This window comes from Janibacter sp. FSL W8-0316 (assembly GCF_038004165.1).
Lineage (GTDB): Bacteria > Actinomycetota > Actinomycetes > Actinomycetales > Dermatophilaceae > Janibacter > Janibacter indicus.
Map to the genome: position 1 here is coordinate 305,549 of NZ_JBBOQX010000001.1, position 12,646 is coordinate 318,194.

The following is a 12,646-nucleotide window of genomic DNA, read 5'->3' on the forward strand; positions in this document are numbered from 1 at the left end:
CTCGCTTCCCCAGCAGATGCTGGATTCAGCGTGTCCAAGAACCGGGGTCAGGCCCCGAACGAGGTCATCCACGGGTTCGACCGTGTCCAGCCGGCCTCTTCGAGCACCCAGCGCACCGACCGGGCGCGGGTCTCGTCGATGCCGAGCACGCGGGTGGGTTCCGGCTCGGGCAGCCACTGGTTGGCCAGTGCGATGAGCGCCCGGTGCGCGGTCGACCACGCCACCTGGTACTCGCTAGCGACCTCGCTGACGGCGCGGTTGCCCGACGCGATCGCCGAACCGATCTTCTCTCGTAGCCGGGTGGGCCCTACCCCCGGTTCTTGGACACAGGGTGTGATTACGCGGCGGTCGGCAGCGTAGCGGCCCGGCGGGCCTCGTAGGTGGACGGGGACAGGTAGCCGCACCAAGTGTGACGGCGGCGGGTGTTGTAGCGGACGAGCCACCTGAAGACCTGCCGGTGTCGGCGGCCACGAGAAACTGCCCGGAGACGGCCACGAAACTACCCGGTGGCGGACATGAGAACTGCCCGCTGACGGTCATGGGATCTGCCCGACACGACGTCGTCTGCCTCGCCGTGCTGCGTGGTTGAGGCCCCTTCCTCGGGTGCGATGAGCGGTGCTGAAGCGCCCCATCGCCCCGAGGAAGGGATGAGTTGAAGTCTGCCGAGGAGATCATGAAAATTCTGGATGCCTACGACCTGACAGGGTCGTTGCGTGATGCCGGGGAGCTGGCCGGCTGCTCCCACCACACGGTCAAGCACTACGTCGAGCGGCGTGCCGCTGGCGGCGAGCTGGACCGGGCCGCGACGCGGCCGCAGGTGATCGATGAGTACCTGCCCAAGGTCGAGGAATGGGTCGAACGCTCGAAGGGCAAGGTCCGCGCGGACGTGGCCCACGACAAGCTCGTGGCGTTGGGCTACACCGGCTCGGAGCGCACCACCCGCCGCGCGGTCGCGACCGTGAAGCAGTCCTACCGGGCTGGCCATGTGCGGGTGCACCGACCGTGGGTCACCGAGCCGGGGATGTGGCTGCAGTACGACTACGGCGACGGTCCGGTCGTCGACGGCGCGAAGACCGTGCTGTTCGTCGCCTGGCTGGCGTGGTCGCGGTTCCGGGTCGTCCTCCCGATCCGCGACAAGACGATGCCGAGCGTGTTCGCCGCGCTGGACCAGACGTTCCGGCGACTGGGTGGGGTGCCGACCTACGTGTTGACCGACAACGAGAAGACCGTCACGGTCGAGCACATCGCCGGGATCCCGGTCCGCAACGCCCAGCTCGTCAGCTTCGCCGAGCACTACTCGGTGGTCGTGCACACCTGTGTCCCGGCGGATCCGGCGTCCAAGGGCGGCACCGAGTCGTCGGTGAAGATCAGCAAGGCCGACCTGGTCCCCAAGGACACCAACCTGCTCGTCGAGTACGCGACGTTCGCTGAGCTCGAGGCCGCCTGCGAGGCGTTCTGTCAGAAGGTCAACACCCGCCCGCACCGGCTCACCAAGCGGCCACCGGTCGAGATGCTCGCCGAGGAAGCCACCCGGCTGCACCCGGTCCCCGCGGTGCCGCACACGGTCGCGTTCGGCACCACCCGGCAGGTGCCGACCAACACCCCGATGGTGACCTTCGAGTCCGGCCAGTACTCGGTCCCCCACGTCCACGACGACCAGTCCCTACTGGGCGCCACGGTGTGGGTCCGCACCCAAGGAGTCGGGGTCGACGAGCAGGTCGTGATCGTCCACGTCGGCGCCGATGGTCCGGTCGAGGTCGCCCGCCACGCCCGGGCCACCCCGGGCACGCCGAAGATCAACGACGAGCACTTCCCGCCCCAGCCCGAGGGACCGCTGGACCGTCGGCCGCGGGCGAAGAACGCTGCTGAGTCGGAGTTCCTCGACCTGGGCGAGGGCGCGAGGTTGTGGCTGGTCGAGGCCGCCGCCGCGGGCACGCCGCGGATGCGGGTCAAGATGGCCGAGGCACTTGCCCTGGCCAAGCTGTTCGACCCCGTCGAGGTCGACTGGGCACTGGGCCATGCCGCGGTCCATGGCCGGTTCGCCGAGGCCGACCTGTCCTCGATCCTGGACCACCACGCCCGCCAACCCGGCGCCGGTGAGCACCGGGCCAGCGAGGACTCCTCGCTGACCCAGGGCACCAGCGCCTGGGCACGGCTCGGCCAGCAGTCCGCTACGGACACCGACGAGGTGATCGCATGAAGACCACGACCACCGCGCCGCCACTGCCAGCCGACCTGGAAGACCTGCTGCGCAGGCTGCGGCTGCCGCACATCCGCCGCCACGCCCCGGAAGTCGTCGCGACCGCGAAGGCCCAACGCTGGGAACCGGCCGAGGTCCTCAAGGCGCTGTTCGCAGAGGAGGTCGCCGGCCGGGAACGCTCCGCACTCGCCACGAGGCGTGCAGCGGCGGGGTTCCCGACCGGGAAGACCTTCGACGCATGGCAGCCCGACGCGTCCTCGATCCCGGCGCCCACCCAGCAGGCACTGCGGACCCTGGAATGGGTCCACCGACGAGAGAACCTTGTCGTCTGTGGGCCGTCGGGGACCGGGAAGACGTTCCTGCTCGAGGCGCTCGGCCAACAAGCCGTCGAGACCGGTCTGAAAGTCGCCTGGTTCACCCTGGAAGACCTCGGCGTCCTACTGCGCCGACACCGCGCGGACGACACGGTGTCGAAGGCGATCGCCCGCGTCCTGCGCGCCGACCTGGTCATCGTTGATGACATCGGGCTGCTGCCGGTTGCCGCCGACGCCGCCGAGGGCCTCTACCGGCTCGTCGACGCCGCCTACGAGAAGCGCTCGGTCGCGATCAGCTCGAACCTGCACCCGTCCGGATTCGACGAACTCATGCCCAAGACGCTGGCCACCGCCACCGTCGACAGGCTGCTGCACCACGCCCACGTCTGCCAGACCAGCGGCGACTCCGTGCGCCTCACCCAAGCACTGGCTGGCCAAGGGGTGAGCCCGTTGAGCTGAGCACCCTGGTCGGTGGTGGCCGCAGCCCCCATGGGCAGATCCCATGGCCACCACCGGGCAGTTCTCGTGGCCGTCAGCGGGCAGGTTTCATGTCCGCCACTGGGCAGTTCTCACTGGCCCTTGACAGCCGGCGGCAGGTCAGGTCGTCACTCCAGCAGGCGGCGTCTTGGAGGACCTCGCGCTTCATCGTGGCGTTGAACGACTCGGCGAGCGCGTTGTCGGCCGACGACCCGACGGCTCCCATGGATTGGGCGATGCCGAGCTTCTTGCAGAGCTTGGCGTAGGCCTTCGAGCAGTAGACCGACCCGTGGTCGCTGTGGAAGATCGCGCCCTTGAGGCTGCCGCGGGTCGCGGCAGCGGCGTTGAGAGCGTCCTCGACCAGCTCGGTGCGCATGTGGTCGGCGATCGCCCACCCGGCCAGCCGACGGCTGTAGCAGTCGATCACGGTCGCTAGGTACAGGTTCGTCCCGTCGGCCAACGGCAGGTAGGTGATGTCCCCGACGTAGCGTCGGTTCGGCGCAGGAGCGGTGAAGTCCCGGTTCAGCAGGTCTGGGTACTTCTGCCCCGAGGGTTCGGGGATCGTGGTCCGCACGCGACGCTTCTTCACATAGCCGCGGATGCCCTCCAGCCGCATCACCCTGGCCACGCGCTTGTGATTCACCCGTGCACCGGCAGGGGTGTTGTCGTTGAGTTCGGCGGTGATCCGAGGCGCACCCTGGGTGTTGTCCTCGGCATGGACGGCCCTGATCCGCTCCGGGGCCCTACCCCCGGTCCTTGGACACGGGGTGTGATTACGCAGCAGGTTGCAGCGTAGCCGTGGCGGCGATCTCGTAGGTGATCGGCGTGTTGTAGCGGCACCAGGAGTGGCGGCGCTTGGTGTTGTAGCGGGTGAGCCATTTGAAGGTCTGCCGGCGGCAGGTGAGCTCGTCGGGCCAGGTCTTGGCGTCCTGGAGGACCTCTCGCTTCAGAGCGGCGTTGAACGACTCTGCCAGTGCGTTGTCGGCCGAGGAGCCGACGGCGCCCATGGACTGAGCGACGCCGAGCGTGCTGCAGAGTGTGGCGTAGTCCTTCGAGCAGTAGACCGACCCGTGGTCGCTGTGAAAGACGGCCCCAGCGAGTGATCCTCTGGTCGCGGCGGCGGCCTTGAGCGCGTCTTCGACGAGCTCGGTGCGCATGTGGTCGGCGATGGCCCAGCCGACGAGGCGACGGGAGTAGCAGTCGATCACGGTCGCGAGGTAGAGATTCCCACCGCCGGCTGCCTGGGACAACGGCAGGTAGGTGATGTCACCGACGTAGCGCCGGTTCGGCGCGGTGGCGGTGAAGTCGCGCTTGAGCAGGTCAGGCACCTTCCGATCGGCCGGCTCGGGCACGGTCGTGCGGACCTTGCGTCGCTTGACGTATCCGGTGATCCCGGCCGCGCGCATCACCCGCGCCACCCGCTTGTGGTTGACCCGCTCGCCCTGGGGGACCCCGTCATTGAGCTCGGCAGTGATCCTCGGGGCTCCGACGGTGTTGTCGGCGGTGTGGACCTTGCGGATCCGAGTCTCGAGCTCGGCGTCCGCCGCAGCCCGTTCGGTCCTGGCTGGTGCGCCTGCCTGCCAGGCGTAGAACGATGAGCGCCTCACCTCGAGGAGCTCGCACAGTCGCTTCACCGGGTAGGTGGCGGAGTTGTCGGCGACGAACTGGAAGCGACTCACCGGGCGTGTCAGATGGTCTGTGTAAGTGGGGTCTCCTATCTGAAGGAGATTGACTATGGCTATGACCAAGCCGAAGGATGACGCGCAGCGTGAGGAGCCGGAGGCTCGTCGGTTGCGTCGTGAGCTGTTCGATGACGAGATGCTCGACAAGTTGATGGCCGCGACGGATGAGCGTGGCCTGTCGCTGACGGGTGAGGGCGGTTTCTTGCCCGAGATGATCAAGGCTGTCCTCGAGCGTGGGATGCAGGCTGAGCTGACCGACCACCTGGGCTACGAGAAGGGCGACCCGGGAGGGCACGGCTCGGGGAACTCACGCAACGGCAGCACCCCCAAGAATTTGGGCACCGAGGTCGGTGACATCGGTCTGGACCAGCCGCGGGATCGCAACTCCACGTTCGCGTCGGCGTTGGTGCCCAAGGGCGCTCGGCGTTTGGGTGGGCTGGAAGACATGATCATCTCGCTGTACGCGGGCGGGATGACGATCCGCGACATCCAGCACCACCTGGCCGCGACGTTGGGCACCGAGCTGTCCCACGAGACGATCAGCAATGTCACCGACGCCGTCGCCGAGGAGGTCACCGCCTGGCAGACCCGCCCGCTGGAGGCGTTCTACCCGGTGATCTACCTCGACGCTCTGGTGGTGAAGATCCGCGACGGCGCTCACGTGAGCAACCGCGCCGCGCACATCGCTGTCGGCGTGGACATGGATGGCGTCAAGCACGTCCTGGGCATCTGGGTCCAAGCCGCCGAGGGCGCGAAGTTCTGGGCGTCGGTGTGCGCGGAACTGGCCAACCGCGGCGTCAAGGACGTGCTGATCGTCTGCTGCGACGGGCTGACCGGCTTCCCCGAGGCCATCGAGGCGACCTGGACCCAGGCGATGGTCCAAACGTGCGTGGTCCACCTGATCCGCGCCTCGATGCGGTTCGTGTCCTACACCGACCGTAAGGCCGTCGCGGCGATGCTGCGCCCGATCTATACCGCCGCGAACGAGGACGCGGCGTTGATGGCGCTGACCACGTTCGCCGACTCGAACCTGGGTAAGAAGTACCCCGCCGCCGTGGCCTCCTGGGAGAACGCGTGGGAGCGGTTCACGCCATTCCTGGCCTTCGGTCCCGCCTTGAGGAAGGTCATCTACACGACCAACTCGATCGAGTCGCTGAACTACCAGCTACGCAAGATCATCAAGAACCGCGGCCACTTCCCCAGCGACACCGCCGCGATCAAGCTGCTGTGGCTGGCCATCCGCACCATCGAGGACAAGCGAGCCCGTGAGCGCGCCAAAGAAGCCGGCACCCCCAGAGGCACTCCCCGCAAGGCACCCGGCAAGCTCGTCGAAGGCTCCGTCATCCAAGGCTGGAAAGCAGCCCTCGGCGAACTCGCCCTGATCTATCCCGACCGCATCAACACCTACCTGTAACCCACCGAGACCCAGTCACTTACACAGACAACTTGACAAGCTCGACTCACCAGCGCGTCTCCCCGGCGAAATACTTGGCCGCCTTCTGCAGGATCTCCCGCTCGGTGGTCAGCTTCGTCGCCTGCACCCTCAGCGTCGCGTTCTCGGCCTCCAACCGAGCCACCCGCTGCTCGAGCGACTCCTTCTCGCTCGGCCCCGGTGGCGCTGCCTTGGACTGCAAGGGGCTGGAGGTCGCCGTCCCGTCGGCAGCGGTCTTCTTGCCCGACCCGTACGCCCGGAGCCACTGACGCAGCGTGCCGCGCACGATGCCCAAGTCCTCAGCGATACCGCGGACCGTGGCCCCCGGCGTGGACTCATACAAGTCGACGGCCTGACGACGGAACTCCTCGGAGTAGTTCTTCCTGGCCATGGTCCCTCGATCATCTCGCTTCCCCAGCAGATGCTGGATTCAGCGTGTCCAAGAACCGGGGTCAGGCCCCCAGGGCATCTCGCGTCAGTGCGCGCACCGGTGGATCAACCGCTTCCGCGAGCACGGCAAGGAGGCGCTGGTCGATCGTTCCAGCCGTCCGCACCACAGCCCGCGACAGACCCCGGTGGAGGTCGAGGAACGCATCGTGGCCATCCGCCGCGAGCAGCGTCGCGGTCAGGACTGGATCGGTCCCGAGCTGGGCGTGCCCGCGCGCACCGTCTCTCGGGTTCTGCGGCGCCACGGCGTGCCCTACCTGCGCGAGTGCGACCCGCTGACCGGCGAAGTGATCCGCGCGTCGAAGACCACCGCGGTGCGCTACGAACGCGACCGGCCCGGCGAGCTGGTCCACGTCGACGTCAAGAAGGTCGGCAAGATCCCCGACGGCGGCGGGTGGAAGGCCCACGGTCGAGCGATGGGATCGACCTCGGCGAAGAAGAAGGCCAGGATCGGCTACGACTACGTGCACTCCATGGTCGATGACCACTCACGGCTGGCCTACAGCGAGATCCTGCCCGACGAGAAGGGCACCTCCTGCGCCGGGTTCATCCGCCGCGCCGCGGCCTACTTCGCCGGCCACGGCATCACCTCGATCGAGCGGGTGATGACCGACAACCACTTCTCCTACAAAAACTCCCACGACGTGCGCGCCGTCCTCGACGAACTGGGCGCCAAGCACAAGTTCATCAAGCCCCACTGCCCCTGGCAGAACGGCAAGGTCGAACGCTTCAACCGCACCCTGCAAACCGAGTGGGCCTACCGGCAGGTCTTCACCAGCAACCAGCAACGAGCAGACGCCCTTGCGCCCTGGCTCGAGCACTACAACACTGAACGCCGCCACACCGCACTCGGCGGCCTTCCCCCGACCAGCCGACTGTCAACAACCTGACGGCCGAGTACACCTAGGCGACCTGCTGCCGTGTTCTGCATGCGGGGAGTGTACCTAGAGCAGCCCGTGAACCCTTCACTGCTCGCGTGAGCACAGATTTCACGAATCGTCTCAGGTCCGCACACGGGCCAGTGACGACACCTGCCCTACGCTGAGTCCACGACTGAGGAACACCGAAGGAGTGGGGGCTCGTTCAGCTCGCAGTGGTGCCGGGCTCGAGGCGGGCTCCCGGCTTCAGGACGACCCCCTTCGCCACGTGCGACTCACGACCGACGAGCACGACGGCGGAGTCCGAGGGCGGCCAGCGCTTCGGCTGGGACCCGACCTGCGCGTCCTCGCCGACCCGGCACGAGTCGTCGACGACCGAGGCGAAGACCTGTGCACCGGCCGCGACCCGCACCCGGTGCATGAGCACCGAGTCCTCGACGACCGCTCCCGCCTCGACGACACAGCCCGGTCCGACGACGCTGCGGCGCACGGTGCCGTGCACGTGCGACCCGGGGCTGATCATCGAGTCCTCGACGACGCTGCCCGCGTGCATCATCGGCGGTGGCATCTCCGGCGACCGGGTGAGGATCGGCCACGCCGGGTCGTCGAAGACGTCGACTCGTCCGCGCAGCAGCTCGCGGTGCGCGGCGAGGTAGGCGGAGGGGCGGCCGAGGTCGCGCCAGTAGCCCGTGAGCGCGTACGCGTGGGCCTTCCCGCCCTCGACGAGCCGCGGAAGCAGGCGGTCGGGGAAGTCGCCGATCCCCTCCGTGAGCCCTGGGTCGGCCTGCGCCCGTTCGTGCCGGATCGCGTCGAGCGTGCGCAGCAGCACCGGGACGTCGTAGACGAAGATCTCGGCGGCGATCGTCCCGTGCGGCGGGGCGGTGGGCTTGTCGGTCAGGCCCTGCACGACGCCGTCCCGGCCGACGTCGACGACCGTCTTGTGCTTGGCCTGCGCGAGCGGCACCTCGACGGTGACGACCGTGGCCTCGGACCCGCGCTCGAGGTGCTGGGCGACGACGGCGCGCATGTCGAGGCGGTAGACCTGGTCGGCGCTCGTCACGACGACGACCTTGGCGCCCGCCTCGCGCAGCTGGGCACCCATCTTCAGCAGGTCGTCGGCGTTGCCGGCGCTGAAGCCCTCGGACCCGCTGGCCTGCCCTTCCTCCGGCACGAGCCGCCGGTAGCCGCCGCGGGTGCGGTCGAGGTCCCAGGGCCGCCCACCGGCGAGGTGGCGGTCGAGCGAGGACGCCTCGTACTGCACCGAGACCCACACGTCAGGGATGCCGCTGTTGCCGAAGTTGCTCAGAGCGAAGTCGACGAGCTGGTAGCTGCCGGCGAAGGGGAGGGCGGGCTTGGCGCGCTCACGCGTGAGGACGTCCATCCGGGAGCCCTGACCACCCGCCTGGACGACCCCGACGATCTTCGGGATGCGGGAGAGGGGGACGACGCTCGACATAGCCAGATCCGCACTCATCTCATCACGTCCCCTTGCGACATCGTCTAGGTCGAGATGCCCATCTGGACCTTATAACCAGATCCCATGACAGTGTCGGCCTCGCACGGCTCGAACTGCGCCTGGACCGCGTCGGGTCGGCGAAGAACTCATTCCACGCCGCCTGTCTCCCTGGTGTCCACCCGCAGGTCCAAGACCTCGCTCTGCCCGTCGCCGTTGACGCCCACGACGATCACCACGACGGCGTTGGTCACCGGCAGGCCCCTCGGCCCTTCTTCACGTCGAAACGACCGTGGTCCTCGCAACTCCTCGGACGCAGGAGTTGCGAGGACCACGAGAAGCGAAGGTCGTCGTCGGGACCTCCCCTTCGACATGCCGGAAGCCGGTCAGGCCCCGTCATGCTGCCAACGCATCAGGCCGGGACGCTGGCCACACCCTTCGGCAGGAAGCGCTGCCCGGTGACCTTCTCCGAGACGCCCTCACGGTCCAGGAGCGGCGTGAGGCCACCGTTCCAGAACTGGAAGCCGGCGCCAGTGATCATCGCGAGGTCGATGTCCATGGGGGCCTGTGCGACACCGTCGTCGAGCATCGTGCGCACCTCCTCGGCGAGGACGCCGAGGACCCGCTCGCGGACCTGCTGCGCGGTCAGCTCCACCGGCGACTCGGGGGCGGTGAGCAGCTCGGCCACGCCCTCGTCGTCGTAGGAGCGCTTGCCGGCCTCGACGAGCGCCTTGAGGTTGGGCGAGACGTAGAAGCGCTCGCCGAGCTCACGGTGGAGCGTCTCGCTGTTGTGCAGCGCGATCGCCGGGCCGACGAGGCCGACGAGGACCAGCGGCGGCATCGGGGCCAGGCCCGCGATGCCCTCGTTGGCGACCTCGACCGGAGTGCCTTCGTCGACGATCTTGGAGAACTCGCCCATGAAGCGGCCGAGCAGTCGGTTGGCGATGAAGGAGGGGCTGTCCTTGACGAGGATGCAGGTCTTCTTCAGGCCCTTGCCGGTGGCGAAGGCCGTCGCGAGCGCCGCGTCGTCCGTCTTCTCGCCCGGGATGATCTCGAGCAGCGGCATGACGGCGACGGGGTTGAAGAAGTGGAAGCCCACGACCCGCTCCGGGTGCTGCAGCTCGGACGCCATCTCGGTGATCGAGAGCGATGAGGTGTTGGAGGCGAGGATGCACTCGGGGGTGACGATCTGCTCCACCTCGGCCCAGACCTTCTTCTTGACGCCCATCTCCTCGAAGACGGCCTCGATGACGAAGTCCGCGTCGGCGAAGCCCTCCTTGCTCGTGGAGCCGGTGATGAGGGCCTTGAGCTGGTTGGCCTTGTCCTGCGTGATCTTGCCCTTGGCGAGGGAGGAGTCGATCTCGCCGTGGACGTAGGCGACGCCCTTGTCCACGCGCTCCTGGTCGAGGTCGGTCATGAGGACAGGCACCTTGAGCGAGCGGATGAAGAGCATCGCCAGCTGGCTGGCCATGAGGCCGGCGCCGACGATGCCGACCTTGCCGACCGGGCGGGCGAGCGCCTTGTCGGGGGCGCCGGCAGGTCGCTTCGCGCGCTTCTGCACGAGGTCGAAGGAGTACAGCCCGGCGCGCAGCTCGTCACCCATGAGCAGGTCGGCCAGGGCCTCGTCCTCGGCGGCGAAGGCGGCATCGCGCTCGGCGGTGCGCGCGGCCTTGACGAGCTCGATGGCGCGGTAGGGCGAAGGGGACTTTCCTGCGGTCTTCGCGTCGGCGAGCTGCGTGGCGGCCGCGGCAGCGGCCTCCCACACGGCGGCGTCGTCGTTCACCGGCTCGCGCTCGACCTTCGTCTCGCCGGAGAGCACACCGGCGGCCCAGATGATCGACTGCTCGAGGAAGTCGGCGCCGTCGAGGAGCGCGTCGGCGAGGCCGAGCTTCGCCGCGGCCGGGCCGTTCAGCATCCGGTTGGTGTTGAGCGGGTTCTCGACGATGACCTTGAGGGCCTTCTCCGGGCCGACGAGGCGGGGGAGCAGGTAGCAGCCGCCCCAGCCGGGGACCAGGCCGAGGAAGACCTCGGGCAGGGCGATGGCCGGCACGGCCTTGCTCATCGTGCGGTAGTCGCAGGCCAGCGACAGCTCGACGCCGCCGCCCATCGCCGCGCCGTTGACGAAGGCGAAGGTCGGCACCGGCAGGTCCATGATCGCCGCGTAGGCGGCGTGGCCGGCGCGGGCGATCTCGAGGGCCTGCTCACGCGAGGCGACTCCCGGGACGCCGGACAGGTCGGCGCCCACCGCGAAGATGAAGGGCTTGCCGGTCACGGCGACGGCGACGATCTCGCCGGCCTCGGCGCGCTGCTGCAGGGTCGCGACGGCGGCGCTCAGACCGGCCATCCCTTCGAGGCCGAAGGTGTTGGGCTTGGTGTGGTCGTGGCCGTTGTCCAGCGTGACGAGGGCCAGCGTGCCGCCATCGGCGGGGAGCTGGACGTCCTGGACGAGGGCGCGGGTGACGACCTCGGGCTTGGGCTCGCTCATGCTCAGTTCTCCTTGCCGTAGTCGGCGTGGTGCGGGTTCTCCCAGATGACGGCGCCACCCATGCCGATGCCGATGCACATGGCGGTCATGCCGTAGCGGACGCTCGGGTCCTCGGCGAACTGCCGGGACAGCTGCGTCATGAGGCGCACGCCGGAGGAGGCGAGCGGGTGCCCGGTGGCGATGGCGCCGCCGTAGCGGTTGACCTTGTCGGAGTCGTCGGCGATGCCGAAGTGCTCGAGGAAGGCGAGCACCTGCACGGCGAAGGCCTCGTTGAGCTCGAAGAGACCGATGTCGTCGATCGTCAGGCCGGCCTTGGCCAGAGCCTTCTCCGCGGCGGGGACGGGGCCGTAGCCCATGACCTCCGGCTCGACGCCGACGAAGGCGAACTCGACGAGGCGCATGCCGACGGGCAGGCCCAGCTCCTGGGCGGTCTCCTCGGCCGCGAGGATGCAGGCCGTGGCACCGTCGTTGAGACCGGCGGCATTGCCGGCCGTGACCTTGCCGTGCGGGCGGAAGGGGGTCTTCAGGCTCTGCAGGGACTCGAGCGTCGTCTGCGGGCGCGGGGGCTCGTCTGCCGTGGCCAGGCCCCAGCCCTTGTCGGCGTGGCGGGTGGCGGTCGCGACGAGGTCGGGCTGGATCCTGCCGTCCTCGTAGGCCTGCGCGAGCTTGCGCTGGCTGTTGACGGCGAACTCGTCCGACCGCTCCTTGGTGAGCGTGGGGTAGCGGTCGTGCAGGTTTTCGGCCGTCTTGCCCATGACGAGTGCGGACGGGTCGACGAGCTTTTCGGCGACGACGCGCGGGTTGGGGTCGACGCCCTCACCCATGGGGTGGCGGCCCATGTGCTCGACGCCACCGGCGACGGCGACGTCGATCGAGCCGAAGGAGATGGCGCCGGCGATGTTGGTCACCGCGGTCATCGCGCCGGCACACATGCGGTCGACGGAGTAGCCGGGGGTGGTGTTGGGCAGGCCCGACAGGAGCGACGCCATGCGGCCCAGGGTCAGGCCCTGGTCGCCGATCTGGGTCGTCGCCGCGATCGCGACCTCCTCGACCCGCTCCGGCGGGAGCTCCGGGTGGCGGCGCATGAGCTCGCGGATGCAGTTGATGACCAGGTCGTCGGCGCGGGTCTGGGCGTACATGCCCTTCTCCCCGGCCTTGCCGAAGGGCGTGCGGACGCCGTCGACGAAAACGACCTCGCGTGAAGTGCGGGGCACGGTGGGCCTCTCTGTCGTGGTGCAGGAGCAGCCGGGCGGTTCCACCCGACGCCTCCGAGGCTAC

At 68.8% G+C, this 12,646-nt stretch carries 8 protein-coding genes and 3 pseudogenes; 4 read left to right on the forward strand and 7 right to left on the reverse strand.

Annotation, left to right across the window (positions count from 1 at the left end; translation table 11 throughout):
* Positions 1–47: 47 nt before the first annotated feature.
* Complete coding sequence (locus NYE39_RS01345; RefSeq protein ID WP_341011665.1) at positions 48–224, reverse strand: hypothetical protein; 177 nt, start codon at positions 222–224, stop codon at positions 48–50.
* 428 nt (positions 225–652) lie between these two features.
* Here NYE39_RS01345 and istA point away from each other — a divergent pair, with 428 nt between their 5' ends.
* Together istA and istB are read left to right on the forward strand one after the other, a co-directional pair.
* On the forward strand, positions 653–2,200 hold the full coding sequence (istA, locus tag NYE39_RS01350) for an IS21 family transposase (protein WP_192911957.1): 1,548 nt from the start codon (positions 653–655) through the stop codon (positions 2,198–2,200).
* Positions 2,197–2,973, forward strand: coding sequence for an IS21-like element helper ATPase IstB (gene istB / locus NYE39_RS01355; RefSeq protein ID WP_341011666.1), 777 nt, complete (start codon positions 2,197–2,199; stop codon positions 2,971–2,973). The genes istA and istB overlap by 4 nt, the downstream gene beginning before the upstream one ends.
* A 127-nt stretch (positions 2,974–3,100) precedes the next feature.
* On the opposite strand, the pseudogene NYE39_RS01360 reads toward istB, so the two are convergent.
* Together NYE39_RS01360 and NYE39_RS01365 are read right to left on the reverse strand one after the other, a co-directional pair.
* Positions 3,101–3,730, reverse strand: a pseudogene (locus NYE39_RS01360) (IS3 family transposase); the annotation flags it as partial.
* A gap of 34 nt (positions 3,731–3,764) precedes the next feature.
* Positions 3,765–4,670: pseudogene (locus NYE39_RS01365) on the reverse strand (IS3 family transposase); the annotation flags it as partial.
* Between the two features lie 61 nt (positions 4,671–4,731).
* On the opposite strand from NYE39_RS01365, the gene NYE39_RS01370 reads away from it, so the two are divergent.
* Positions 4,732–6,087 carry an IS256 family transposase gene (locus tag NYE39_RS01370; RefSeq protein ID WP_445667061.1) on the forward strand — a complete coding sequence of 452 codons (1,356 nt, stop codon included), beginning with the start codon at positions 4,732–4,734 and terminating at the stop codon, positions 6,085–6,087.
* 41 nt (positions 6,088–6,128) lie between these two features.
* On the opposite strand, the pseudogene NYE39_RS01375 reads toward NYE39_RS01370, so the two are convergent.
* A pseudogene (locus NYE39_RS01375) lies at positions 6,129–6,496 on the reverse strand (transposase); the annotation flags it as partial.
* Here NYE39_RS01375 and NYE39_RS01380 point away from each other — a divergent pair.
* Positions 6,495–7,442, forward strand: a complete 948-nt coding sequence (locus NYE39_RS01380) for an IS481 family transposase (RefSeq protein WP_445667062.1) — start codon at positions 6,495–6,497, stop codon at positions 7,440–7,442. The pseudogene NYE39_RS01375 and the gene NYE39_RS01380 sit on opposite strands and share 2 nt — an antisense overlap.
* Before the next feature lie 193 nt (positions 7,443–7,635).
* Here NYE39_RS01380 and NYE39_RS01385 read toward each other — a convergent pair whose 3' ends face one another.
* The 3 genes from NYE39_RS01385 to NYE39_RS01395 form a co-directional block, all read right to left on the reverse strand.
* Positions 7,636–8,904: a glucose-1-phosphate adenylyltransferase family protein gene (locus NYE39_RS01385; protein ID WP_341011667.1), complete on the reverse strand. Its 1,269-nt coding sequence runs from the start codon at positions 8,902–8,904 to the stop codon at positions 7,636–7,638.
* Between the two features lie 391 nt (positions 8,905–9,295).
* A complete protein-coding gene (locus tag NYE39_RS01390) occupies positions 9,296–11,368 on the reverse strand; it encodes a 3-hydroxyacyl-CoA dehydrogenase NAD-binding domain-containing protein (RefSeq protein ID WP_341011668.1) in 2,073 nt (690 codons plus the stop codon).
* A gap of 2 nt (positions 11,369–11,370) precedes the next feature.
* The gene (locus tag NYE39_RS01395; RefSeq protein ID WP_341011669.1) at positions 11,371–12,582 is read right to left on the reverse strand and encodes a thiolase family protein; all 1,212 of its coding nucleotides are present in this window, start codon (positions 12,580–12,582) and stop codon (positions 11,371–11,373) included.
* Positions 12,583–12,646 lie beyond the last annotated feature (64 nt).

Coding starts and splice junctions, on each gene's coding strand:
- NYE39_RS01380 (WP_445667062.1), top strand. CDS start 6,495: ATGGTCCCTCGATCATCTCGCTTCCCCAGCAGATGCTGGATTCAGCGT.
- NYE39_RS01390 (WP_341011668.1), bottom strand. CDS start 11,368: ATGAGCGAGCCCAAGCCCGAGGTCGTCACCCGCGCCCTCGTCCAGGAC.
- NYE39_RS01385 (WP_341011667.1), bottom strand. CDS start 8,904: ATGAGTGCGGATCTGGCTATGTCGAGCGTCGTCCCCCTCTCCCGCATC.
- NYE39_RS01370 (WP_445667061.1), top strand. CDS start 4,732: ATGACCAAGCCGAAGGATGACGCGCAGCGTGAGGAGCCGGAGGCTCGT.
- istB (WP_341011666.1), top strand. CDS start 2,197: ATGAAGACCACGACCACCGCGCCGCCACTGCCAGCCGACCTGGAAGAC.